Genomic DNA, 22061 nt, shown 5'->3' with positions numbered 1-22061 from the left:
TTTTAAACTTCTCTTAAGGAAAATCATGGGACTAAGTGTCGGTATCGTAGGACTTCCTAATGTCGGAAAATCAACAACATTCAATGCACTGACAAAAGCGCAAAATGCGGAAGCACAAAACTATCCATTTTGTACGATTGAGCCAAACAAAGCGGTTGTTCCCGTTCCTGATCCAAGGTTACAAGAGCTTGCAAAGATAGTCAACCCCCAAAGAGTTCAGCACTCTACTATCGATTTTGTCGATATTGCAGGACTTGTCAAGGGTGCCAGCAAAGGTGAAGGTTTAGGAAACCAGTTTTTGAGCAATATCCGTGAAACGGATATGATTTTGCATATGGTGAGGTGTTTTGATGACGGGAACATTACCCATGTCGAAGGCAGCGTCGATCCGATCCGAGATATAGAGATCATCGAGACTGAACTGATATTTGCCGATTTGCAACAGCTTGAAAAGAAGATAGAGAGACTCAAAAAACAGGCAAAAGCAGACAAAAAAATCGCCCCACTTTTGGAAGTTGCCGAAGAGCTCAAAAAGCACCTTGAAGAGCTCAAACCGGTACGAACATTTGAAAATAAAAATGAAGCATTTGAAACCCTCAACAAAGAGCTTCGATTTTTGAGCGCGAAACCTGTAATCTTTGGAGCAAACGTGGATGAAGAGGGAATGCTGGAAGACAACGAATATGTACAAACGGTCAAAAAGTATGCAAGTGATGTGGGTGCCGATGTGATTAAACTCTGTGCAAAACTGGAAGAGGAACTCGTTGGTCTCAGCGATGAAGAGGCAAAAGAGCTTTTGAATGAAATGGGAGTAGAAGAGTCAGGACTCGATAAAATCATCCGAACGGCTTTTGACAGACTGGGACTTATCAGCTATTTCACGGCTGGTGTCAAAGAGGTGCGAAGCTGGACGATCCACAAAGGATGGACAGCTCCTCAAGCAGCCGGTGTAATTCATGGTGATTTTGAAAAAGGATTTATCCGAGCCGAAGTGATCAGCTACGAAGATTTTATCAAATATGGGGGCGAGCAAGGAGCCAAAGAGGCCGGAAAAATGCGCCTGGAGGGAAAAGAGTACATCGTCCAGGATGGCGATGTGATGCATTTTCGATTTAACGTGTAAGGTATACTCCGCTCTCTAGATGCGGGGTATATGGAAATTGATCAAAAACAGCCACTTTTTGGACCGTATGCGTTTTTGAAAGCTCCTCCAAATCTCTATGAAGCGTTTGTGGATTGCAAGAGATGTATACGATATTATCAAACTCCCGCACGAGTTCTCTCGTATCATCGTCAAGCCCGCAGCGGGGCGGATCGACAAATACCGTTTGGAAATTGTACGAGTGTAAATCGATATTTTCAAGCCTTCGAAAATCTCGTACACCTCGTAACGCCTGTGTCACCTCCTGACTGCTGAGCCGTACGAATTCCACATTTTCTATGCCATTGAGTGCTACATTCTCTTTTGCAGCCTTGATCGAAGATTTGTTCACTTCGGTTGCAAGTACTTTTTCGAAATAGCGTGACAACGGCAACGTAAAATTGCCCGCTCCACAATATAGCTCCAGCAAATCACCCTGCAAATCCTTTGCGATACGCCCGGCCCACTCGATCATTTTTATGTTCACATACGGATTTGGCTGTGTAAAACTCCCTTCATAATGACGAAATAGAAACTCTTTTTCAAAAACAGGAAGCTTTTCGGTGATATACTCTTTACCTATAACGATTTTTTTTCCCCTGCTTCTGCCAACGATATCTATATGCAACGCTTTGGCAATCTCGTTGGCTGCCTTTTCCCACGCTTCATCGATTGGTCTGTGATACACCATGGTCACCAAAGATTCACCACTCAAACCACTTAAAAAATCGACCCTATACAATCTGTTGGACAAAATTTCATGCTTATTGATGAGCAGACGTAACTTTGACATCAGTTCATAGATAGATTCGAGCACCATTTCACAAGCATCTATGGTCACCAAGCCCTTCTCATGGAGTCTATGCATGGCATATTCTCCATCGATATATCGAAACTCTGCACGAGCTCTGTAGCGACTCTGTTTTGATGGAAAAATTTCTGGCTCCAATCCAAATAGTTTTTCAAATTCATGAACTTTTTTTTGTAACTGCTCTTCATATCCGCCTTCATACAAAGAACAGCTTCCACATTTGCCAAAGTATTTGCACTCCATACCGTTCCTTTCGAAAAATAGCGCTTTATTGTATAATAAATTCCAAAAAATCGGGAGTATAATGGACTACGAAAGTATCAAAAAAATCCTTTTTCACTTCGATCCGGAAACAGCTCATCATATTGCAGAGAGTGCTTTTGAACTGGCTTCTTTTTTCCCGTTTATCTTAAACAGATTGCAAGAAAAGTTTTTGGTCAAAGACCCGATGCTTTCGCAAGAACTCTTTGGAAAAACTTTTTGCAACCCTTTGGGAATCGCTGCGGGTTTTGACAAAAACGCAACGATGACAAAAACGCTCCATGCTCTTGGTTTTGGATATGTAGAAATCGGTACCGTTACCCCTAAACCCCAAAGTGGCAACCCTAAACCGAGACTTTTTCGCTACATCAAACAAGAAGCCATCCAAAACGCCATGGGATTCAACAACGATGGAGCCGAAGTGATCAAGGCAAGACTGCAAAGAATCACGCCAGCCTCTTTTCCGATAGGTGTCAATATCGGTAAAAACAAAACGACTCCCGATGAACAAGCATTGCAAGATTATCGATTTTTGATCAAAACCTTCCATTCATTGAGCGATTATCTTGTCATCAATATCTCAAGTCCAAATACACCGGGTCTACGTGATTTACAAAACGAATCCTTCATCAAAGAGCTTTTTTCCATGGCTAAAGAGCTGACCAATACGCCAGTTTTACTTAAAATTGCACCCGATATGAGTGAAGATCAGGCAGTATCTTTGTGTAGTACGGCAGTAGATGCAGGAGCGGCAGGAGTAATCGCGACGAATACCTCCATCGACTACTCTCTTTTACGAGGTGCGAAAGATTTTGGGGGTGTCAGCGGAAAAGTGATCAAGGAAAAAAGTTTTGCTATTTTTAAAGCGGTTGCAAAGGAGCTTTTCGGTAAAACTGTTCTTATCAGTGTAGGTGGAATCGATAGTGCAGAGGAAGCCTACCGAAGAATACGACATGGAGCCACGCTTTTACAAATCTATACTTCCTTTATCTACGGAGGACCGGGATTGGTAAAAAGTATCAATGAGGGGCTCATTGAATATCTGAAAAAGGATGGTTTTACTCACATATCTGAAGCGATAGGAATCGATATACGATGAAAAAACTTATCCTACTATTTTTGATCATTGGAGGATTGATGGCAAGCAGTTTACCAAAATATCATGAAACGACACTCAAAAACGGCCTAAAAGTCATAGCTATTCCTATGAAAAAAGGTAGCGGTGTCATCACTACCGATATCTTCTATAAAGTTGGCAGCAGAAACGAAGTGATGGGTAAAAGCGGAATCGCCCATATGCTGGAGCACTTAAACTTCAAATCCACCAAACACCTCAAAGCCGGTGAGTTTGACGAGATCGTCAAAAGCTTTGGTGGCGTGGACAACGCTTCGACCGGATTTGACTATACTCACTACTTCATCAAAAGCGCAAAAGAGCACTTGGACAAATCCCTGTGGCTTTTTAGCGAGCTTATGGAAAATCTGAAACTTGATGAAAAAGAGTTTTTGACTGAGCGTGAAGTCGTGGCAGAAGAGCGACGATGGCGGACAGATAACAATCCGACGGGCTATCTCTATTTCAGACTTTTCAACAACACATACATTTACCATCCCTACCACTGGACGCCGATTGGATTTATGAAAGATATCCAAAGCTGGACGATAGAAGATATTAGAAAATTTCACAAAACCTACTATCAGCCAAAAAACGCCATTATCATCGTCGCAGGTGACGTGGATAAAGATGAAGTATTTGCTTTGGCGAAAAAACATTTTGAACATATCAAAAACTGCTGCGATATCCCAGAGGTCCATCAGGTGGAACCACCTCAAGATGGACCCAAAAGGGTCTATATCCAGCGCGACGTACAAACCCAGATGATTGCCATCGCGTTTCATATTCCAAATTTTGAAGATAAGGACCAGGTAGCGTTAAGCGCTTTGAGCGAGCTTCTTAGTAGCGGTAAAAGCAGTAGGCTTTACAAAAAATTGGTGGATGAAAAAAAGATGGTCAATCAGATATATGGCTACAATATGGAAAACAAGGATCCAGGTGTTTTTCTCTTTTTGGCCGTGGCAAATCCAGGAATCACTGCTGAACAGATCGAAAAAGAGATTTGGCGTGAAATCGAGAGAATAAAAAAAGGCAAAATCACAAAAAGTGAACTTGATAAAATCAAAATCAATACAAAAGCCGACTTTATCTTTTCACTGGAAAACTCAAGTAATGTGGCTGATCTTTTCGGTGCCTATTTTGCAAGAGGCAATATCGAACCGTTACTGCATTATGAAGAAAACATCGACAAACTGAAAACCCAAGACTTGAGCGAAGTGGCAAAAAAATATTTTACAAAGAAAAATTCGACTACCGTGATTATGAGAAAGGAAGATTGATGGAAAAAGTAAAAGGAGCAATGACCGCACTTATCACCCCGTTTCGCAATGGGAAACTGGATGAAGAGGCCTATGCCAGGCTCATCCAAAGACAGATCGACAATGCTATCGATGCAGTGGTACCGGTAGGAACCACTGGAGAAAGCGCGACTCTCAGCCATGCAGAGCATAAACGGTGTATCGAAATAGCTGTGGAAGTATGCAAAGGAACATCCACAAAAGTGATGGCAGGTGCTGGAAGCAATGCGACCCATGAAGCGATCGATCTGGCCCAATTTGCCCAAAAAGCGGGAGCAGATGCAATATTGAGCGTGAGCCCATATTACAACAAACCTACCCAGGAAGGTCTATATCAACACTATAAGGCTTTGGCAGAATCTGTGGATATCCCGGTACTTTTATACAACGTTCCGGGAAGAACTGGCGTCGATATCAAACCAGAAACTGTCTGTCGTCTTTTTGATGATGTGAATAACATTTATGGGATCAAAGAAGCAACCGGATCGATTGAGCGATGTGTCGAACTCCTTGCAAAACGACCAGAACTCTATGTGATCAGTGGCGATGATGCGATCAACTACCCTATCATAGCAAACGGCGGAATGGGTGTAATTTCTGTAACGGCGAACCTCTTGCCTGACAAAATCTCGATGCTCGTACATGCTGGACTTGCGGGTCAATTCGATACGGCAAAGATGATCAACGACGAACTTTTCGATATAAATAAAGCGCTCTTTTGCGAATCAAATCCTATTCCTATTAAAGCGGCGATGTACATAGCCGGTCTTATCGATACCCTGGAGTATCGCCTGCCACTCTTAGAACCAAGCAAAGAGCATATGCAGCTCATCGAAAAAACATTAGCAAAATATGAGGTAGTATAATGAGCAAAACACTTGTCATCAGCGGAGGGACTCGAGGAATAGGACGAGCGATCGTAGAGAGATTTGCCAAAGAAGGGATCAATGTCGCATTTACTTACAATTCAAATGAAGAGCTTGCCAACGCATTGGCTCAAGAGATGAGTGAACAATATGGCATCAAGGCCAAAGCCTACCCCCTCAATATTTTGGAACCAAACGAATATAAAGAGTTATTCAAAAAAATAGATGAAGATTTTGAAAGAGTCGATTTTTTCATCTCCAATGCAATCATATCTGGTCGACCCGTGGTCGGTGGATTTGGACCCTTTATGCGCCTCAAACCAAAAGGACTCAATAACATCTATACTGCCACTGTCCTAGCCTTTGTCGTCGGTGCACAGGAAGCCGCGAAAAGAATGGAAAAAGTAGGTGGTGGTGTCATCATTTCCATGAGTTCAACCGGAAACCTCGTCTATACTCCAAACTACGCCGGTCATGGCAGCAGTAAAGCGGCCGTTGAAACTATGGTCAAATATGCAGCCCATGAGCTTGGAGAAAAAAATATCCGGGTCAATGCAGTTAGTGGCGGTCCCATTGACACAGACGCTTTACGAGCCTTTCCAAACTATGAAGAGGTCAAAGCCGAAACCGTCGCAAGAAGTCCATTGGGCCGCATGGGAAAACCGGAGGATCTTGCAGGTGCTTGCTGGTTTTTGTGTACAGAAGATGCCAGTTGGATTACGGGACAGACTATTGTAGTTGATGGAGGAACAAGTTTCAGCTGATGAATATTCCAAATATTTTGGCTTTTACTCGACTGCTCATTGCACCACTCATGTTTATGCTCCTCGTCAATAGAGATCTATCAGTTTTTGAGCATATACATCCCTCTTGGCTCGATTTTTCGGCCGCTTTTCTGTTCGTATTAGCAAGTATTACCGACTTTTTTGATGGGTACATCGCTCGAAGTTTCAACCAGATCACAGAACTTGGGAAGATTCTCGATCCATTAGCCGATAAAATGCTCACTCTTGCTGGCTTTTTAGGATTGATGGTACTTGGCAGAGCTGATCCATGGGCGGTCTATCTCATATTAACAAGAGAGTTTTTTATAACCGGTCTTCGGGTCTCGGCTGCAGGAAGCGGTAAAGAGATAGCTGCCTCTTTTTTAGGAAAAATAAAAACGATTATGCAGATGATCGCTATCGGGTTTTTGATTATGAATTGGCCGGGAGGTGCTCTGCTGCTTTGGTTTGCAGTCATTATCACACTCTATAGCGGATATGAATATATTAAGGAGTATTTACGATAATGGGATTTTTAGTCAGTTTACTCGTTTTATCTTTTTTGATCTTTTTTCATGAACTTGGTCACTTTTTGGCTGCGCGGTTTTTTGGAGTTACAGTTGAGCGTTTTAGTATCGGTTTTGGACCGATTTTAACGAAAAAACGGTGTTGTGGGACTGAGTGGGCTATCAGTGCCATTCCTTTGGGTGGCTATGTGAAGATGAAAGGACAGGACGATACCGATCCTACCGCAAAAAGCTTCGATCCGGACAGCTATACGACCAAAAAACCGTGGCAGAGAATCATCATCCTTTTTGCAGGTCCGTTTGCAAACTTTTTTCTCGCTTTTTTACTTTACCTCTATATCGCACTCAGTGGATATGATGTGCTAGCACCAAAAGTGGGTCAAGTTCTTCCAGACTCTCCGGCAGCCAAAGCACATCTGCAAAAAGGTGATACGATCTTGGCAATCAATGGACAAAAGATTAAAACATGGGAAGATTTAAGTCGCATCATCGCTCATTCTCATGCACCGCTCAAACTTCTTATTGATCGCAATGGAAAAAAAGAGATTGTCACCTTACAACCCAAAATCATGAAAACAAAAAATATTTTTGGCGAAGAGGTGCAACGCCCTATGATCGGAATCGCACCGGCAAATGCCTACATAAAAGTGCACTACTCCCCTTTAGAAGCTATTCAAGTGGCCTATGATAAAACGATCGAAGCAAGTAAATTCATTCTGTTGGGTATAGAGAAGATGATCGAAGGTGTCGTCTCGCCAAAAGAGATCGGTGGTGTACTCACCATTATGGATGTAACTGCAAAAGCTAGTCAAGCAGGTCTTGTGGCGCTTCTGAGTTTCACTGCATTGATCTCGGTAAACCTTGGGATTTTAAATCTACTCCCTATTCCGGCTCTTGATGGTGGGCATATTATGATCAATCTGTATGAAATGATCACGAAACATGCACCCAGTGAAGAGACTCTTTATAAAATCACACTTGCTGGATGGATCTTTCTCATAGGCCTTATGGGACTTGGTCTTTACAACGATATCAACAGGTTATTAGGAGTGTATAGTGGATAAGTATAGACTAAGAGACAATTTCGATGAAATCGTACAACGAGTCGAAAAAGCGAGAATGGAGCGAAGCGAACACCATATTGTTCAGATAGTTGCTGTGACAAAATATGTAGGAGCTGAGGAGATAGAAGCGCTCTATGAACTTGGACAAAGAGCCTTTGGAGAAAGCAGGGTCCAAGATCTCAAAACCAAATCCGAGGCTCTAGGCGATCTTCCGATCGAGTGGCACTTTATCGGAAGACTTCAAAAAAACAAGATCAACCACCTCATCGATCTCGATCCTTGGCTCATGCAATCCCTCGACAGTCTGGAACTAGCAATCGAAATAGATAAACGGTTAGAAAGAAAAGGCAAAAAGATGGATTGCCTCTTGCAGATCAATAGTGCGAAAGAGGAGAGCAAAGCCGGTGTTTTGCCAGAAGTTGCGTATGACGAATATTTAAAGATCATCGAGGAGACAAAACATATCAATCTTTGTGGTGTCATGACCATAGGAGCCCACACTGATGATACCACATTGATCCAAAAAAGTTTTGAGACGACCTATAAAATTTTCGAGTCTTTACAACCCCATGGAGCTAAAATCTGTTCTATGGGGATGAGCAACGATTTTGAGCTGGCCATTCGCTGCGGCTCCAATATGGTACGAATCGGTTCGCTCTTTTTTAAATAACTTCAACTCGGTTTCTCCCCTTCTCTTTGGCACGATAAAGGGCCTCATCCGCCCTTTTGATACACTCATCGATATGGCTTGCATCTTCGCATACAGTCACTCCGAAACTACAAGTTACTGGTATATCTTTGGATATATTTTCGATTGCTTGCCGCATTTTCTCGGCTCTGTTTTTCAAATCTTCCAAACTTATATTTGGCAGAACAATCAAAAACTCCTCTCCACCCCATCTTGCCAAAAAGTCATCTTTACGGACAAATTTTGAGAGGGTTTTTGCTACTTCTTGAAGAACTTCATCCCCCTTGTCATGTCCATACCTGTCATTAAAATTCTTAAAGTGGTCAATATCGCAAAAAATGATGCCAAACCTGCTATTTGGTTTGAGTGTTTTTAAAAATGATTTCAGTGCTCTTCTATTAAAAAGGTGTGTGAGCGAGTCCTTGAGAGCTGCATCCTTTAATGTATCAATATAGATATGTGACTGTTTCAGATATAAGAAAAATACAAAAAAGAGAGCAATTAAGAGAACAAAACCGAGTAGATAATATTTGATAAAGAGATAATACAGTCTCGTCAAAAATCTATTATGTTGCAGGATAATAAAATCGCCAACATACTCCCCTTGACAATTTCGGATTGGCAGTGTCAGGAGTGCATGATAATGGTCTACATCGACAATTTGTTCTTTTGTCAAATCGATTTTTGCCAATTCACGCTCCAAAATTTTTCTATCTTTTGGTGCTATTTTTATCTTGTTTAAAAAATTTTTATCCCAGTAATACCCGGTATGAGGAATAGCGATATAATTTCTCTTCTCGTGTGTAAACACCTTTTTGTCTACAATCTCTTTTTTTAAAATGAGTGCAAAAATCGTTTTTGGAAAATATTTTTTCAAGATTTTTGCAACAGCATAGGGAGAAAAGGAGATTTCTACGCTACCAATGTAGCGGGAGTGATAAAAAACCGGATAGACGTTGCGAAATCCACTGAAAATTCTTCCCTCTTCGAAACAGTGCAATTCTTGTTTTCTTTTCTTGACTTCTTCTATTGAATATCGTACCCCTGCAAGGGAATCGCCATAGATATTTGGTCTATGGAAGCGAAGAAAACTAGTAAGATCAGGCAAATGGAAATGGAGCTGTCGTAAACCAAGCTTTTTCAAATAGATATAATCGTCGTTTAATAATGTGTACAACTGCTTTCTATCTCTTGTTGCAAATGCCCTTTTCACATCTTTATCATCTATCAATTCTTTAAAAATGAGATCGGCTAACGCATGAAGATTCTCTTTTGATATAAGATAGAATTTTTCTTGATCATGAAGGATCGTCTGTAGATAGATATCTTTTTTATTTTTGTAATCGGCATAAATAATCATTCCAAAAATGATTGTTCCTATAACAAAAAGCACAAAAGAGATGAAAAACTCTCTTTTATATCGCATGGAATGGCCTATTTTGGACAACTTGGCGGTTCGGTATCGCACGCCCCTCCACAATATTTCGCTTCCATCTCATCGAGGGCTTTTCGCATCTCCGTCAAGATTAGTTTTGCTGCAATATCCTCATCCAGTTCCGGAATATCCCATCCATACCGTTTCATCCATTTTTCAAACACCTCTTTCGTATCTTCATGAATATCCTCGGCATACTTGCACTCTTCTTTAAATTCCGCTCGCATCTATTCTCCTTTTATTTTTCTATGAGCAATCTCTTCTAGCAATACTGTAGCATAACTCCCTTTGGGTAAAAAGAAGCTTAGTTCGTACCATGCGTTTTTTTCCTTGTAAATTCCATGCAGCTCTTGTGGAAATATCCAGGCATATCTTCTGTCACCGAATTCACTGATTCTCTCATCGTCATAATCTTTTTCTATATCACGAGCCAGCCCATCACACCGTTTCGTTTTTACACCAGGAAGCAGTCCCGTTGGAGCAATCGCTTTTGCGAAAAAGCGTTCACTCTCCCCTTTTACATCTTCCACACCAAATATCTTTCCATTTGGATAGTGCATGGCAATGTCGCCTGGAAAAAGTTTGAAAAAGGGTTTTTGGCACTGCAACTCTTTAATGATAGATCGTGGCAAATCGAGTGTCTGGCTAAGCTCGTTTTGCGTAAAGCAGTTCAAAAGTTTACTGAGTTCTATTCGTTTGCTCAACCAAAGATTGAAAAGATGGCTCTGATAGGCATTGATCAAAAGTTTTTTGAGTGTTTTGTTTCTCTCTTTTCGTTTTCCTTCTACGATCTCTTTTCCAAGTTGCCAATTGTCGCCGTCGATGCCAAATCTTTGATACCCGAAAAAATTGGGCATTCCCTCTTCTTCCAAAATTTTCAATACTTCATCAATCTTTTTTGCATCAACCGGTTTTACTTTCTTAAGTCGAATAAAAAAACGATTGCCTTTGAGATGTCCTCTTCGTATCTTATTCTTATGGTACGTCAACTCTATGGTTTTGATCAAAGGATGGGAAAACTTTTTTAAAGCCTCTTCGTACTTTTTATGCAAGGAGATGTACTGGTATGTCAAAGCGTTTTTATCTTTGAGTCCTGCGTATCCGATATCTCGTATTTTTACTCCCACTTGTTCGCTAATAGATTGAAGCATCTGCCAAGTGGTCATATTTTTCTTACGAACTTTTACAATAAGATGCTCTCCTGCACCACTGAAGGGATAGAGGGGCACCTCTTCTACCACGAAGGTCTCTGGTGATTGTTTAAAATAAAAGTCTATTGGAGAGTGATCCAGAAAAAATAGTCTATCCATCAGTTTCCTTAAAAATGTTTTGGTTTACACATGTTTCTATATGGCTTCCGCAGAGCCTTTGCAAAAACGGTTACTGGTGTTCTTGTAATTTTTGAAATTTGCAATACCTTTTTTAGATCTCTTCTATCAAAAGCGAACAAAAGCTCATACTCTTCACCGCTGCACCCGACACTTCTAGAAATCTTTTTGAAAAAACGGACACCTTTCTTATTTAATCTACACATCTTGGATAGATCATCAAAAAGCCCATCGCTGATATCCATGGCCGCTTTGATATGTCGTGATGCTCTTTTCATAAACCCTCTACGCAGTCTTGGCCGGATAAATTTTGACCTTTTAGAAACTTTTCCGCCTCGCAGGAGTTTTTTTAGATCTTTTCCAACATTTCCAAGCTCACCGGTATATGCAAGCAGATAGCCCTCTTTGAGTGGTTTTCGAAATATGGGACGTTTCGTCTCTGAAACGAGTGAAAGGTGAAAATCGAGCCGATCAGAAGCGATGGTGTCTCCACCAATGATTTCTATTTCATACTCATCTGCTGCCTTTTTGAGTCCACTTGCTATCGACTCCATTTCACTTTGGGCAATATCTTTAGGCAAAGCAATGGAAACCATCATCTGTTTTGGATCGGCATTCATGGCAATTGCATCAGAAATATTGACAAGCATCGCTTTGTAAGCGATCTGTTCAAATCCCATCCACTCTCTTTTAAAATGGACATTTTCGCAAAAAGCATCGGCGCTGTAGACTTTACCATCAATATAGGCTCCGTCGTCACCGATATGCTTATTATTAAATAAACTTATATAAAAAAGCTCCTTGTTCACCCTGTTTCCCCTCTTCTTATGATAACAATTGTAACAAAAAAGGCCTTAACGGATGGGTTGTGAAAAGATTTATCCCTTTTTATTTCGTGAAATGCTATAATCTGAAAAATTTTGACTCCAAATAAAGGACACGCTGATATGGAAATACCTATTGTCACTACCGACGTTGTAATCGTAGGCTCGGGACTTGCTGGATGTGCGGCAGCCAGAGAGATCAAAAAGAGCGGGAAAGATGTCATAGTACTCACAAAACTTCACCCATTGCGAAGTCACTCTGGTGCAGCGCAAGGTGGAGTCAACGCAGCACTCAGTGATGACGACGATGTAGAACTGCATATGTTCGATACCGTCAAAGGAAGCGACTATTTGGCTGATCAAGATGCGGTGGAACTGATGTGTTCAAAAGCACCTGAAACGATTCGATGGATCGAACATATGGGAGCAGCTTTCAGTAGACGAGAAGATGGGCGAATCGCACAACGTCCATTTGGTGGGCAGAGCAAACCAAGGGCGTGTTTTGCGAAAGACAGAACAGGTCTGACACTTTTGCAAACGATATATGAACAAGCCCATAGAGAGGGTGTAGCGTTCTGGGATGAGTGGTATGTAGCAGACATTCTGTATAAAAACGGAAAAGCGTACGGTGTTGTCGCTTTCAATCTACGAGATCTAAAACCTACCATCTTCAACGCAAAAGCCGTTATGTTTGCTACTGGTGGATACGCAAGAGCTTTTAAAATCAATTCCAACGCCCACGCCAACACGGGAGATGGTCTGAGCATTTTCGCACGACACGGACTTCCTCTGGAAGATATGGAATTCGTTCAGTTTCACCCGTCAGGACTTGCTGGTAGCGGAATTTTGATCTCTGAAGCAGCCCGAGGTGAAGGTGGGAGACTCTATAACTCTTTGGGTGAACGCTTTATGGAAAAGTACGCACCTGAGAAGATGGAACTTGCACCTCGTGACGTAGTCGCGCGAGCCATTATGAACGAGATCCGAGAAGGTCGTGGCGTGGGCCCGGACAAGATGGCAGTCTATCTTGATCTTACCCATCTTGGCGAAGCCAAAATCATGGAAAGACTTCCGGAACTTCGGGATCTAGCCATTACATTTCTCGGTCAAGACATGGTAAAAGAACCTATCATGATCACCGTTACGGCGCACTACTCAATGGGTGGAATTCCGGTAGATATCAACGGTCATGTCAAACAAGCGCCTAATAAACTCACAGAAGGTCTCTATGCTGCTGGAGAGTGTGCTTGTGTCAGTGTGCATGGTGCAAATCGACTTGGAGCAAACTCGCTTCTAGAAGCCCTCTTCTTTGGAAGACACGTAGGACAAAACATCGTTGAAGATCTTGAAAAAGGGATCGAGTTTCAACCTGCGGCCGGCTCCGAAGCAAACACCATGCTTGAAGAGATCGAGTTTATCATGACAAATAATGGAACGGAGAAGACTGCCAAGCTTCGCCAAGAGCTTCAAGATACGATGTTTGAAAACTGTGGCGTTTTTAGAACGGAAGAATCACTCAAAAAACAGAAAGAGATCTTAAAAGAGCTTAGAAACAGATTTAGAAATATTCGAATCGATGATAAGTCAAAAACATTCAACACGGACTTGCAAGAAGCGATTGAACTGGGACATATGCTTGATTATGCAAGTTTTATCGTTGAAGGCGCAATTGCCAGAAAAGAGTCCAGGGGAGCACACTATCGAGAAGATTATCCAAATAGAGACGATGAGAATTTCTTAAAACACACATACGCCTACATGGATGAAGAGGGAAATATCTCATTGGAATATGGTGATGTTGTACTTGGTAAGTTTGAACCGCAAGAAAGAAAATATTGATAGGGGCTAGAGATGAAAGTGACATTTAAAGTATTTCGATTCAATGCCGAAACTGACTATCTGCCTCATTATGACACCATTGAGATGGATGTAAAAGAGGATGAAGTCGTTTTAGATATCCTCAATAGAATCAAATGGGAACATGACGGAAGTTTCAGTTACCGCAGAAGCTGTCGACATGGTATCTGTGGAAGCTGTGCTGTGAAAGTGAATGGCAGAAGCACCCTCGCCTGTAAAGAGCGAATGGTCGATATGATCGAGCTTTTCGGAAATGAACTGACCATTGAGCCGGTAAGCAAAAAACGAGCCGTCAAAGATATGGTCGTCGACAAAGCCGACTTTTGGAAAAAGTATGAAACCGTCAAGCCTTGGCTCGAAGCGGAAATCGACGAGCATCCGGCTATGGAGAACATCATTCCGCCAAAAGAAGCGGAAAAGCTAGAAGAAGCGGATTACTGTATCCAGTGCGGATGCTGCTACTACGCTTGTCCTGTCGTTGAAGTGAATGAAGATTACCTTGGGCCGGCTGCCTTTGAAAAGGCGTATCGATTTACTGCTGATGTACGTGACAATGCAAAAAAAGAGAGACTCGAAATCGTCGATATCCTTGGACAAGGAGTCTGGGACTGTGTGAAATGCTATGAGTGTGCCGAGGCGTGTCCAAAAGAGATCGATCCAATCGGAAAAATCACGAAACTCCATAATCAGATTTTTGAAGAGGGTGTGGCAAAAAGCAATGTTGCTACAAGACATGCAGTCGGATTTAAACGATCCATTAAAAAACACGGTATTTTGGATGAAGGAGACCTCGTACTTTACAGTGAAGGCTTTGGCGTAGTCAAACATATGCATGAAGCATTTGAGATGTTCAAAAAAGGAAAGATCGTTCTTCCTTGGAATATGCCAAAATCGAAAAACCTTGATGAAATCCAGAAACTCATCAAAAGTTCCTCAACGGTAAAATTTTAAAGGATGGTCCATGAGTAAACTACGATATGCACTCTATACAGGCTGTACAGCGAGAGAAAGTACACCAGAACTGCTCAAATCAACATTGGCGGTTGCAAAAAAACTCGATATTGAACTGGTTTTATTAGATGAGGCAAGCTGCTGTGGTGCAAGCCATTTACAGGATTTCGACGATTTTTTGAGTCTTGTTCTCAATGCTCGAAATATCTGTTATGCAGAAAAACACGGTCTTGACATGGTCACCATCTGTAACACGTGTCAACTTAATACTTCAATGACAAAGCATAGACTCGACTCTGATCCTGAACTCAAAGCGAAAGTAAACGAAAAGCTTGAAGAAGTGGGCCTTGTTTATAAAGGGACTAGCAATGTACGACATTTTCTCTATGCCCTCATAGAAGATTACGGTCTCGATAACTTGAGAGACAAAGTGGTAAAACCATTGAGCGAACTTAACATTGCGCCATTTTACGGATGCCACAACATACGACCAAGTGAACTGCACCACCATTTCAACAGAACCAAAGAAAACCCGTACAACCCCACTTCACTAGAAGATCTCATCGACGCACTTGAAGGAAACTCCGTAGATTACTGGCACAAAAACAAGTGCTGCGGTTTCCATGTTGACTTGCAAGCGCCCAAAACATCCAATGTCCTGACAGGCAATGCCCTAGCAGATGCGTATGATAACAATGCTGATGTAATGGTCACACCTTGTCCGCTTTGCCATCTCAACTTGGATGTAAAGCAAAAAGCGGCTGTAAAGTCTATAGGAAGAGAACTCAAACTTCCAGTGCTTCACCTTCCTCAACTTATAGGACTCGCTCTTGGATGCACGCCAGAAGAGCTGGGCCTCAAACACCATGTTACAGAAGTTCCAGCCTAAGCTGGACTTCTTTCTTAAAACTTTTGCTTCGTTGGAAAAATCGTACATTTAAAAGCTCTGGCTACCAGTTCCAAAACGGTTATGATAATAACCGATCCCGGTAACAGCGAGAGTGGAAATAAAAAGAGTATTTTTAAGATATCCACAAACTGTTTGTTTGCTTCCTTTCTCAATTTTTCATCGTGTCGTTGAGTCAGGTAAATCTCGGCCATCCGTTTTGTTTCGCGATACTCCCGTATGAAAAGAAGGACAAACTTTCGCCATTTTCTTGTAATATATCTGAGTGCTTTTTTCATAACTATATTTTATCCAATTCTTGATATCAAATAAATAAGAGATAATTTATCCTATTTTAATCTTTTTCATGTACAATATATGGTGAAAAAATCAGAAAAAGGAGGCAACCATGCCAACAATCAATAGATATGTAGACATCAGCGAAATCGATAGAGAAGCGAAAAAAGATTATATCGATCGACACTCTCCATTTGTCATTTGTGACAGCACTGCGAAAAAAGGTGAAAAGTTTCAAGTAAAGGTACGAGTAGGGAATGAATATTCTCATCCGGATGATTTCGACCACTACATCGCATACGTTCAACTTTGGGATGGAGAAAGACTTCTTGGTCAAGCAACTTTCACACCTGGAACACTTGCAAATGAAAAAAGTCAGGTAGAAGTGGATTTCTACATTATCCCAACAAAAAAACTCAAACTCACTGCGATGAGCTACTGTACAAAACATGGCCTTTGGGAATCAACTCCTGTAGAAGTAGAAGTTACTGAATAATCTCTGGGGCTTTTGCCCCTTTAACCTAATTTTAACTCCCTCGCTTGTATAATCTTGTATGCAATATCGACAACTTAAAATTCTTTATACACTATATCAAAATCAATGGTTAGGCAGTGAATATATGGATCCTATCGATTTGGAAACGAATATACCTCTTTCTTTACCCAATGACCTGGAAGCTCTTCGTGCCATAGTTTTGGAATGCCACTTGTGTGATTTAAGCAAGACACGAAAAAATGTTGTTTTTGGAGAAGGCAATCCTCATGCAAAACTGATGTTTATCGGTGAAGGTCCAGGAGCCACAGAAGATGAGACGGGAAGACCCTTCGTAGGAAGAGCGGGACAGCTTTTAACGAAAATGATTGAAAATGTTCTGGAAATCCCAAGAAGCGAAGTGTATATTGCGAACATCGTAAAATGCAGACCTCCAAACAACAGAGTCCCCACCCCACAAGAAGCCCAAACTTGTATCCCATACCTTTTTAAACAGATAGAGATCATCAATCCAGAAATTCTCGTTGCTCTTGGCGCTACCAGCTATCGCTGGCTCACAGGAGATAACACGCCTATATCCAAGGTACGGGGACAAGTCATATCCTTTCGTGGGAAAAAACTGATTCCCACATTTCATCCAAGTTATCTATTGCGTAACCCATCCAAGAAAAAAGAGGCTTATGAGGATCTATTGAAAATCAAAGAGATGTTATGAAAAAACTCATTGCGTTATTGCTCATTTCACTATCTCTCTTTGCATCCGGAAAGTTTCTCTCTCCTCTTCCATTGCCTAAAACATATTTCATCGATCTGGATATCAATAGATGTGACGATTACTGCCTGCAAGGGCTTCTCAATGATGGAGAGATATTCTCATTTTTGGCAAAAGCCAAAGAGAGCAGCGACCCCGATATCCAAAAAGAGTACAAAAAATACGCTCTGCTTTTCCACCTGTCACAAACGAGAAGTATAAGCTCTTTTCATATCCTAGTTGCCCTGCAAAAATCTTTGACACCTTTTGGAAACAGCATCAACAAATCACTCTTGGCTTATTTTTTGAAACAGGGTTTCGATTTCGATATTGAAACGATGTCTTTTCCCAGTAGTGATGCAATGATCACCTACCTCAATGAAACGAACTCCACATTCGATCTTGTTATACTGCCTTTACCGTATGCACAAAAAGATATCATAACAAGACTACATACCGACACACCGATTTTCATTCCCACTTTGAATCAAGCCATGGTGCAATCAGAAAATGAACATATCTTTTTTGGCGGTCCAGACTATTATGCCCAGTTGGAAACTCTTCTATCCTACATTGATGGCAATCTCTCTATATTTTATCTGGAAAAATCTTCTTTATCCAAAGATCTTACCGATTTTGCGGCCACACATATAGCAACAGATAGCAAGCTTTATCCTATCGATGAAAAGATTCAAAATATGAAACAGATATTATATGAGAATGAAGATTTGAACGAAAGCTCCGTTCTGTTTAACACACCGCTTGTAAAAACCGCTCTTGCACTCTCACAAATGACATACTATGATATCGAACCGGAAATGAAGATATCGACACAGATCAATTACAACCCAAGACTCTTTTCTCTCACACAACCAAAAGATAGAGAAAACTTTTACATTGCGATCTCTTTTCACCCGATTCAGCCCGATTTGGAAGCTTACAATGCCCTCTTCGATAGCAATATCAACTATGACTGGTTAGGCTATGCAAGTTATATGGGAGTAGCAACTCTTCTCAACTCGCAAGAAGAGAAAAATGCCAATATAAAGGTTGTAGATCATCAAATCCTCTATCCTATCCGTATACTAAAAACGACAAAGTATCGCTTTATCGATCAAACACTTCCAGAAAATAGTGCGGAATTTTAGCAGGTTTGAGGCCTTTCATACAGACAAGCTCTATCTCTATTTTAAAAATCGGATCTTCATCTTTACAAACTGTTTGGAGTAGTTGTATCCTTGCACCTTTTGTCTGTTGAAGTTGTGTCTTTACTTCCAAAAGATCACCAAAAAAAGCGGGTTTGAGATAAGAAGCTTTCAGTTCTTTGACAACAAAATGGTACTCTTTGTACACAGGACTCTTTCTGTTTTCAAAAAAGAGTTCACTCCTCGCCCTCTCACAAAAATTGAGATACTTCGAATGATAGACGACACCACCTATATCCACATCTTCATAATAGACTCGTATTTTCATTTCTTTACTTTTTTAATAGTTTTTCTATCTCTTCTTCTGGCAAAGGTTTGAAAAAGTAATATCCTTGTATATAATCGACACCCATTTTTTTAAGCATTTCATACTGCTCTTTCGTCTCCACACCTTCAGCCACCGTCTTCATACCAAGAGCTTGCGCCAATGTGATAATGGCACTGACGATAGCTTGGGATTTTGTATCTTCCAACATGGCTCGTACAAAGGAGATATCGATTTTTAAAATGTCTGCATGCATATCTTTAAGATACGATAGGGATGAGTACCCTGTACCAAAATCATCGATGGAAATCTGTATATTTTTACACTCTTTGAGTCTCTCTATCATCTCTTTAGAGCGCTGTGGATCTTTCATATAGAGCCGTTCCGTTATCTCTATAGTCAAAGGTGCTGGCAGGCCCTTTGTATGAGACAAAACTTCCTCAGTCAATTCTCTATTTTTAAAAGATCTGGCCGAAATATTGATACTAACAGGTTTTTCCCACTTCTTTATTTTTTGTATCACCTCATCCACTGCCCAATGCCTAAAGCTGTCCAAAAAGTGTGAATTTTCCAATAGATCGATAAATTCGTTTGGATAGTGGATCGTACCATCTTCCTCTTTGATTCTAACAAGTGCTTCGAATCCAATTATCTCTTGTGTAATAGCATCGACATATGGTTGATAATGAAATATAAAAAGATTCTTCTGAATAGCTCTATTTAGTAGATTCTCTGCATTTATATAATTTTTTACTTTGTTTTCTATCAGGTTGTTGTAAAATTTTATAACATTTTCATTCTCTTTTTTTGCGGACTTTAAAGCTACACTTGCGTTTTCTAAAAGTTTTTGAACGGTTATGCCATCATTTGGATAAATAGCTACGCCTCCATGGATGAAAATTGATAAGCTATATCCACTAATCGAAAATTGAATTTTTTTATCAAAAATACTTTTTATTTTCTCCACAACCGAATACAAATGCTCTTGTGTATCTATATTTTTGAAACAAATACCAAACTCATCTCCTCCTATTCGACCTATAACAACTTCATTTTTTCCAAATTGTTTTTTTAATTTTTTTCCTATTTCTTTTAAAATTTGATCACCTACCTCGACACTATAACTTTTATTAATGTAAGAAAAATTAACTAGATCAATAAGTAAAAATGCACAAGTTGTATCAGGATTTTCATGGAGGAAAGCTTCTACTTGACGAACAAAACCATTATAATTGTATAATTCAGTTAATGGATCAAAATCTTTTAATTGTTCGTTCTCATAAAAAAGTTTTTTTTCATAAGTTATATCTCTACCTAATGATACAAGTTTTAATTCACCATTTGGGAGTGTTATAGGTATAATTTCAAAATCTATATATATCAATGTACCTCTTTTATCTACATTAACGAAAATTGCATTAAATTCCTTACCGGAACGAATCATTTACCAAAATTTATTATTATTTTTCACATCATCTTGCTGAAACAAAAGAAACATATTTTTCCCTATCAAATCTTCTTTAGAATAACCAGAAGTTTCAGTGACATAATCATTTATATATTCTATTCTCCCTTTTTCATCAGCAATTATTACCCATTCTGAACCTTTTTCAACAGCTTTTTCTAGTATAATCGATTGTCTAATAAATTCAATCTTTTCAATTGCAAAGCTTAAATCATGTTGCAGTTCTTCCAGAAGAATTTTATTTATTTCATCAAAATAACGTGGTAATGTTGCATAAATATTTAAGATTGCATGAACTTTATTATCTTTCATAATGGGTATAGCAGCTGAAGAAAGGAAACCTCTTTTCAACATCTCTTTTTTTACTACATTTTTATCGGGATTATTTTTTGTAGAAGAATTAATCACTATTTTTCTTTTCCGATAAGCATTCCTCGTCAGTCCCTTAGCTTTGAGAACTTCCTTTCCTATCCTAATATTTATTTTATCTAAATACCCATTTCCCTCCCCACATTTGTATATGGATTTGATAGTACCTGTTTTTTCATTGACCACACCAAGCCATACGAAACTTATATCCAGTTCTTTAACAAGTGTACGACATACTGTCCTAGCTAGTTCCTCTTCTGTTAATACTGTAGTTATTGCTCTATTTACATCTCTTAACGCCTTATAAAGTTTTTGAAAAAGCACTTCTTTTGTGATATCAACAAAAAAAATCAATCCGGCATAGGTGTTTTTATTTTTATAAAGAATGGTATTCGAAAAAGCATGTGTATAGATTATTTTACCCTCATTCGTTCTTAACTTTAATTCTTCATATCCTCGGGGAAAAAACTTTCCTTTCATTCTTTCTTTCAAAACTTCCTCAAAAATCTCTTTTTGTTCATCAACAATTATATCCATTGGGCTCATACTTTCTAGTTCTTTAAATGAGTATCCAATCATTTGTTGCAATGCCTCGTTAGTATATAAAATCTTATCTGTATATACGACTGCTCCAATATAAGGATTGTTATAAAGAGCCTTAGAGATATCTAGCAACTCTTTTGTTTTTAAAAATGCGAAAATTGGAAGTTTTTCTGTTATACCATCAAAAAAAATTTTTTCATCTATCAGTTTAAACTCTTCACATGTTTGCAATACTTCTTTTATTTTTTCATAATTTGCTGGTTTAACCATAAGTGTATGGCAAAGACTTGAGGAAATATGGTCAATAACGGAAGGTTTATCTAGATCAGATATAGCTTGCACATTATAGCTATCTTCATACATAATCCCATATTCAGCTTTTCTTGTTTTTACATACTCATATATATCTTTTTGAGTTGGAACAAATAATACTTTTGTTGATATAAAATCAAAATCTTTTTCTAAAAGTAATGGGAGCATATGTGTCTCAACAAATGTCGTAGTCACTGTAGTATGATGATTATGAATTTTCCTATATCCTATCACAACAAAAGTATCTTTTTTTCCTTTAAGACGTGCAACAGGTTTATACCCTTTTTTATACAAGTAATATGAAGTTACCGGATTTGCATAGTATAAATCGTAGTCTACCTCAGCAAGTTTTATCTTCTCTTCTATATAGTTTTCAAACGTTTTCAGCTCTATAGGTATATGGAGTTTTTTAGAAATTTTGTCTGCTAATGTTTTCCATCTTATTAACTCCTCTTCATCCTCACTATCGTGAGGACACAGAGCTAATGTATACATGAATATCCTTTATAATGGAATCGATAAGTTATATCTTAACATAGTTCCATT

Annotated in this window: 23 protein-coding genes; 14 read left to right on the top strand and 9 right to left on the bottom strand. The window is 39.7% G+C overall.

Annotated features, from left to right (window positions below):
• Window positions 1-25: 25 nt before the first annotated feature.
• Window positions 26-1123, top strand: coding sequence for a redox-regulated ATPase YchF (gene ychF / locus NIS_RS03855; RefSeq protein ID WP_012082080.1), 1098 nt, complete (start codon window positions 26-28; stop codon window positions 1121-1123).
• Here the strand turns inward: ychF and trmA are convergent.
• Window positions 1113-2195 (bottom strand): tRNA (uridine(54)-C5)-methyltransferase TrmA, encoded by a 1083-nt coding sequence (trmA, locus tag NIS_RS03850; RefSeq protein ID WP_012082079.1) that lies wholly within the window; start codon window positions 2193-2195, stop codon window positions 1113-1115. The genes ychF and trmA overlap by 11 nt on opposite strands.
• A 61-nt stretch (window positions 2196-2256) precedes the next feature.
• On the opposite strand from trmA, the gene NIS_RS03845 reads away from it, so the two are divergent.
• Genes NIS_RS03845 through NIS_RS03815 form a run of 7 tightly spaced genes read left to right on the top strand, consistent with a single transcriptional unit; the run spans window position 2257 to window position 8516 of the window.
• A complete protein-coding gene (locus NIS_RS03845) occupies window positions 2257-3312 on the top strand; it encodes a quinone-dependent dihydroorotate dehydrogenase (RefSeq protein ID WP_012082078.1) in 1056 nt (351 codons plus the stop codon).
• On the top strand, window positions 3309-4607 hold the full coding sequence (locus tag NIS_RS03840; protein WP_012082077.1) for a M16 family metallopeptidase: 1299 nt from the start codon (window positions 3309-3311) through the stop codon (window positions 4605-4607). The genes NIS_RS03845 and NIS_RS03840 overlap by 4 nt, the downstream gene beginning before the upstream one ends.
• Window positions 4607-5491, top strand: a complete 885-nt coding sequence (gene dapA / locus NIS_RS03835) for a 4-hydroxy-tetrahydrodipicolinate synthase (protein WP_012082076.1) — start codon at window positions 4607-4609, stop codon at window positions 5489-5491. The genes NIS_RS03840 and dapA overlap by 1 nt, the downstream gene beginning before the upstream one ends.
• On the top strand, window positions 5491-6255 hold the full coding sequence (locus NIS_RS03830) for an enoyl-ACP reductase (RefSeq protein WP_012082075.1): 765 nt from the start codon (window positions 5491-5493) through the stop codon (window positions 6253-6255). Before dapA ends, NIS_RS03830 begins: the two co-directional genes overlap by 1 nt.
• Complete coding sequence (gene pgsA, locus NIS_RS03825) at window positions 6255-6782, top strand: CDP-diacylglycerol--glycerol-3-phosphate 3-phosphatidyltransferase (RefSeq protein WP_012082074.1); 528 nt, start codon at window positions 6255-6257, stop codon at window positions 6780-6782. Before NIS_RS03830 ends, pgsA begins: the two co-directional genes overlap by 1 nt.
• The gene (rseP, locus tag NIS_RS03820; protein ID WP_012082073.1) at window positions 6782-7846 is read left to right on the top strand and encodes an RIP metalloprotease RseP; all 1065 of its coding nucleotides are present in this window, start codon (window positions 6782-6784) and stop codon (window positions 7844-7846) included. Before pgsA ends, rseP begins: the two co-directional genes overlap by 1 nt.
• Complete coding sequence (locus NIS_RS03815) at window positions 7839-8516, top strand: YggS family pyridoxal phosphate-dependent enzyme (protein WP_012082072.1); 678 nt, start codon at window positions 7839-7841, stop codon at window positions 8514-8516. The genes rseP and NIS_RS03815 overlap by 8 nt, the downstream gene beginning before the upstream one ends.
• Here the strand turns inward: NIS_RS03815 and NIS_RS10005 are convergent.
• The 4 genes from NIS_RS10005 to NIS_RS03795 are packed head-to-tail and all read right to left on the bottom strand — an operon-like array spanning window position 8509 to window position 12106.
• Window positions 8509-9960 carry a sensor domain-containing diguanylate cyclase gene (locus NIS_RS10005; protein ID WP_012082071.1) on the bottom strand — a complete coding sequence of 484 codons (1452 nt, stop codon included), beginning with the start codon at window positions 9958-9960 and terminating at the stop codon, window positions 8509-8511. The two genes, NIS_RS03815 and NIS_RS10005, sit on opposite strands and share 8 nt — an antisense overlap.
• A gap of 8 nt (window positions 9961-9968) precedes the next feature.
• A complete protein-coding gene (locus NIS_RS03805) occupies window positions 9969-10196 on the bottom strand; it encodes a hypothetical protein (protein WP_012082070.1) in 228 nt (75 codons plus the stop codon).
• Window positions 10197-11279, bottom strand: coding sequence for a tRNA pseudouridine(13) synthase TruD (truD, locus tag NIS_RS03800; protein WP_012082069.1), 1083 nt, complete (start codon window positions 11277-11279; stop codon window positions 10197-10199).
• A gap of 8 nt (window positions 11280-11287) precedes the next feature.
• Entirely contained in the window at window positions 11288-12106 is an 819-nt protein-coding gene (locus NIS_RS03795) for a thiamine-phosphate kinase (protein WP_012082068.1), read from the bottom strand.
• Between the two features lie 138 nt (window positions 12107-12244).
• Here NIS_RS03795 and sdhA point away from each other — a divergent pair, with 138 nt between their 5' ends.
• The 3 genes from sdhA to NIS_RS03780 are packed head-to-tail and all read left to right on the top strand — an operon-like array spanning window position 12245 to window position 15818.
• Window positions 12245-13960 (top strand): succinate dehydrogenase flavoprotein subunit, encoded by a 1716-nt coding sequence (sdhA, locus tag NIS_RS03790; protein ID WP_012082067.1) that lies wholly within the window; start codon window positions 12245-12247, stop codon window positions 13958-13960.
• Between the two features lie 12 nt (window positions 13961-13972).
• On the top strand, window positions 13973-14929 hold the full coding sequence (locus tag NIS_RS03785) for a succinate dehydrogenase/fumarate reductase iron-sulfur subunit (RefSeq protein ID WP_012082066.1): 957 nt from the start codon (window positions 13973-13975) through the stop codon (window positions 14927-14929).
• Between the two features lie 10 nt (window positions 14930-14939).
• Window positions 14940-15818, top strand: coding sequence for a CoB--CoM heterodisulfide reductase iron-sulfur subunit B family protein (locus NIS_RS03780; RefSeq protein WP_012082065.1), 879 nt, complete (start codon window positions 14940-14942; stop codon window positions 15816-15818).
• A gap of 14 nt (window positions 15819-15832) precedes the next feature.
• Here the strand turns inward: NIS_RS03780 and NIS_RS03775 are convergent, their stop codons facing one another.
• A complete protein-coding gene (locus NIS_RS03775) occupies window positions 15833-16114 on the bottom strand; it encodes a hypothetical protein (protein WP_041354008.1) in 282 nt (93 codons plus the stop codon).
• A gap of 110 nt (window positions 16115-16224) precedes the next feature.
• Here NIS_RS03775 and NIS_RS03770 point away from each other — a divergent pair, with 110 nt between their 5' ends.
• Genes NIS_RS03770 through NIS_RS03760 form a run of 3 tightly spaced genes read left to right on the top strand, consistent with a single transcriptional unit; the run spans window position 16225 to window position 18504 of the window.
• Window positions 16225-16608: a class II SORL domain-containing protein gene (locus NIS_RS03770; RefSeq protein WP_041354007.1), complete on the top strand. Its 384-nt coding sequence runs from the start codon at window positions 16225-16227 to the stop codon at window positions 16606-16608.
• Between the two features lie 58 nt (window positions 16609-16666).
• The gene (locus tag NIS_RS03765; RefSeq protein ID WP_041354006.1) at window positions 16667-17320 is read left to right on the top strand and encodes a uracil-DNA glycosylase; all 654 of its coding nucleotides are present in this window, start codon (window positions 16667-16669) and stop codon (window positions 17318-17320) included.
• The gene (locus tag NIS_RS03760) at window positions 17317-18504 is read left to right on the top strand and encodes a hypothetical protein (protein ID WP_012082063.1); all 1188 of its coding nucleotides are present in this window, start codon (window positions 17317-17319) and stop codon (window positions 18502-18504) included. The genes NIS_RS03765 and NIS_RS03760 overlap by 4 nt, the downstream gene beginning before the upstream one ends.
• Here the strand turns inward: NIS_RS03760 and NIS_RS03755 are convergent.
• Genes NIS_RS03755 through NIS_RS09995 form a run of 3 tightly spaced genes read right to left on the bottom strand, consistent with a single transcriptional unit; the run spans window position 18464 to window position 22010 of the window.
• Window positions 18464-18829 carry a YbgC/FadM family acyl-CoA thioesterase gene (locus NIS_RS03755; protein ID WP_012082062.1) on the bottom strand — a complete coding sequence of 122 codons (366 nt, stop codon included), beginning with the start codon at window positions 18827-18829 and terminating at the stop codon, window positions 18464-18466. The genes NIS_RS03760 and NIS_RS03755 overlap by 41 nt on opposite strands.
• A gap of 4 nt (window positions 18830-18833) precedes the next feature.
• Window positions 18834-20210 (bottom strand): putative bifunctional diguanylate cyclase/phosphodiesterase, encoded by a 1377-nt coding sequence (locus NIS_RS10000; protein ID WP_012082061.1) that lies wholly within the window; start codon window positions 20208-20210, stop codon window positions 18834-18836.
• Between the two features lie 60 nt (window positions 20211-20270).
• Entirely contained in the window at window positions 20271-22010 is a 1740-nt protein-coding gene (locus NIS_RS09995) for a PAS domain S-box protein (RefSeq protein WP_012082060.1), read from the bottom strand.
• Window positions 22011-22061 lie beyond the last annotated feature (51 nt).

It is taken from the genome of Nitratiruptor sp. SB155-2 (assembly GCF_000010325.1).
Classification (GTDB): Bacteria; Campylobacterota; Campylobacteria; order Campylobacterales; family Nitratiruptoraceae; genus Nitratiruptor.
The sequence above is the reverse complement of the archived record's forward strand: the minus strand, read 5'-3'. Positions and strand labels throughout refer to the sequence as shown.

Coding starts and splice junctions, on each gene's coding strand:
- pgsA (WP_012082074.1), top strand. CDS start 6,255: ATGAATATTCCAAATATTTTGGCTTTTACTCGACTGCTCATTGCACCA.
- trmA (WP_012082079.1), bottom strand. CDS start 2,195: ATGGAGTGCAAATACTTTGGCAAATGTGGAAGCTGTTCTTTGTATGAA.
- truD (WP_012082069.1), bottom strand. CDS start 11,279: ATGGATAGACTATTTTTTCTGGATCACTCTCCAATAGACTTTTATTTT.
- NIS_RS03775 (WP_041354008.1), bottom strand. CDS start 16,114: ATGAAAAAAGCACTCAGATATATTACAAGAAAATGGCGAAAGTTTGTC.
- ychF (WP_012082080.1), top strand. CDS start 26: ATGGGACTAAGTGTCGGTATCGTAGGACTTCCTAATGTCGGAAAATCA.
- NIS_RS10005 (WP_012082071.1), bottom strand. CDS start 9,960: ATGCGATATAAAAGAGAGTTTTTCATCTCTTTTGTGCTTTTTGTTATA.
- rseP (WP_012082073.1), top strand. CDS start 6,782: ATGGGATTTTTAGTCAGTTTACTCGTTTTATCTTTTTTGATCTTTTTT.
- NIS_RS03845 (WP_012082078.1), top strand. CDS start 2,257: ATGGACTACGAAAGTATCAAAAAAATCCTTTTTCACTTCGATCCGGAA.
- dapA (WP_012082076.1), top strand. CDS start 4,607: ATGGAAAAAGTAAAAGGAGCAATGACCGCACTTATCACCCCGTTTCGC.
- NIS_RS03805 (WP_012082070.1), bottom strand. CDS start 10,196: ATGCGAGCGGAATTTAAAGAAGAGTGCAAGTATGCCGAGGATATTCAT.
- NIS_RS03830 (WP_012082075.1), top strand. CDS start 5,491: ATGAGCAAAACACTTGTCATCAGCGGAGGGACTCGAGGAATAGGACGA.
- NIS_RS03760 (WP_012082063.1), top strand. CDS start 17,317: ATGAAAAAACTCATTGCGTTATTGCTCATTTCACTATCTCTCTTTGCA.
- NIS_RS03785 (WP_012082066.1), top strand. CDS start 13,973: ATGAAAGTGACATTTAAAGTATTTCGATTCAATGCCGAAACTGACTAT.
- NIS_RS03780 (WP_012082065.1), top strand. CDS start 14,940: ATGAGTAAACTACGATATGCACTCTATACAGGCTGTACAGCGAGAGAA.
- NIS_RS03765 (WP_041354006.1), top strand. CDS start 16,667: ATGCAATATCGACAACTTAAAATTCTTTATACACTATATCAAAATCAA.
- NIS_RS03840 (WP_012082077.1), top strand. CDS start 3,309: ATGAAAAAACTTATCCTACTATTTTTGATCATTGGAGGATTGATGGCA.
- sdhA (WP_012082067.1), top strand. CDS start 12,245: ATGGAAATACCTATTGTCACTACCGACGTTGTAATCGTAGGCTCGGGA.
- NIS_RS03755 (WP_012082062.1), bottom strand. CDS start 18,829: ATGAAAATACGAGTCTATTATGAAGATGTGGATATAGGTGGTGTCGTC.
- NIS_RS09995 (WP_012082060.1), bottom strand. CDS start 22,010: ATGTATACATTAGCTCTGTGTCCTCACGATAGTGAGGATGAAGAGGAG.
- NIS_RS03770 (WP_041354007.1), top strand. CDS start 16,225: ATGCCAACAATCAATAGATATGTAGACATCAGCGAAATCGATAGAGAA.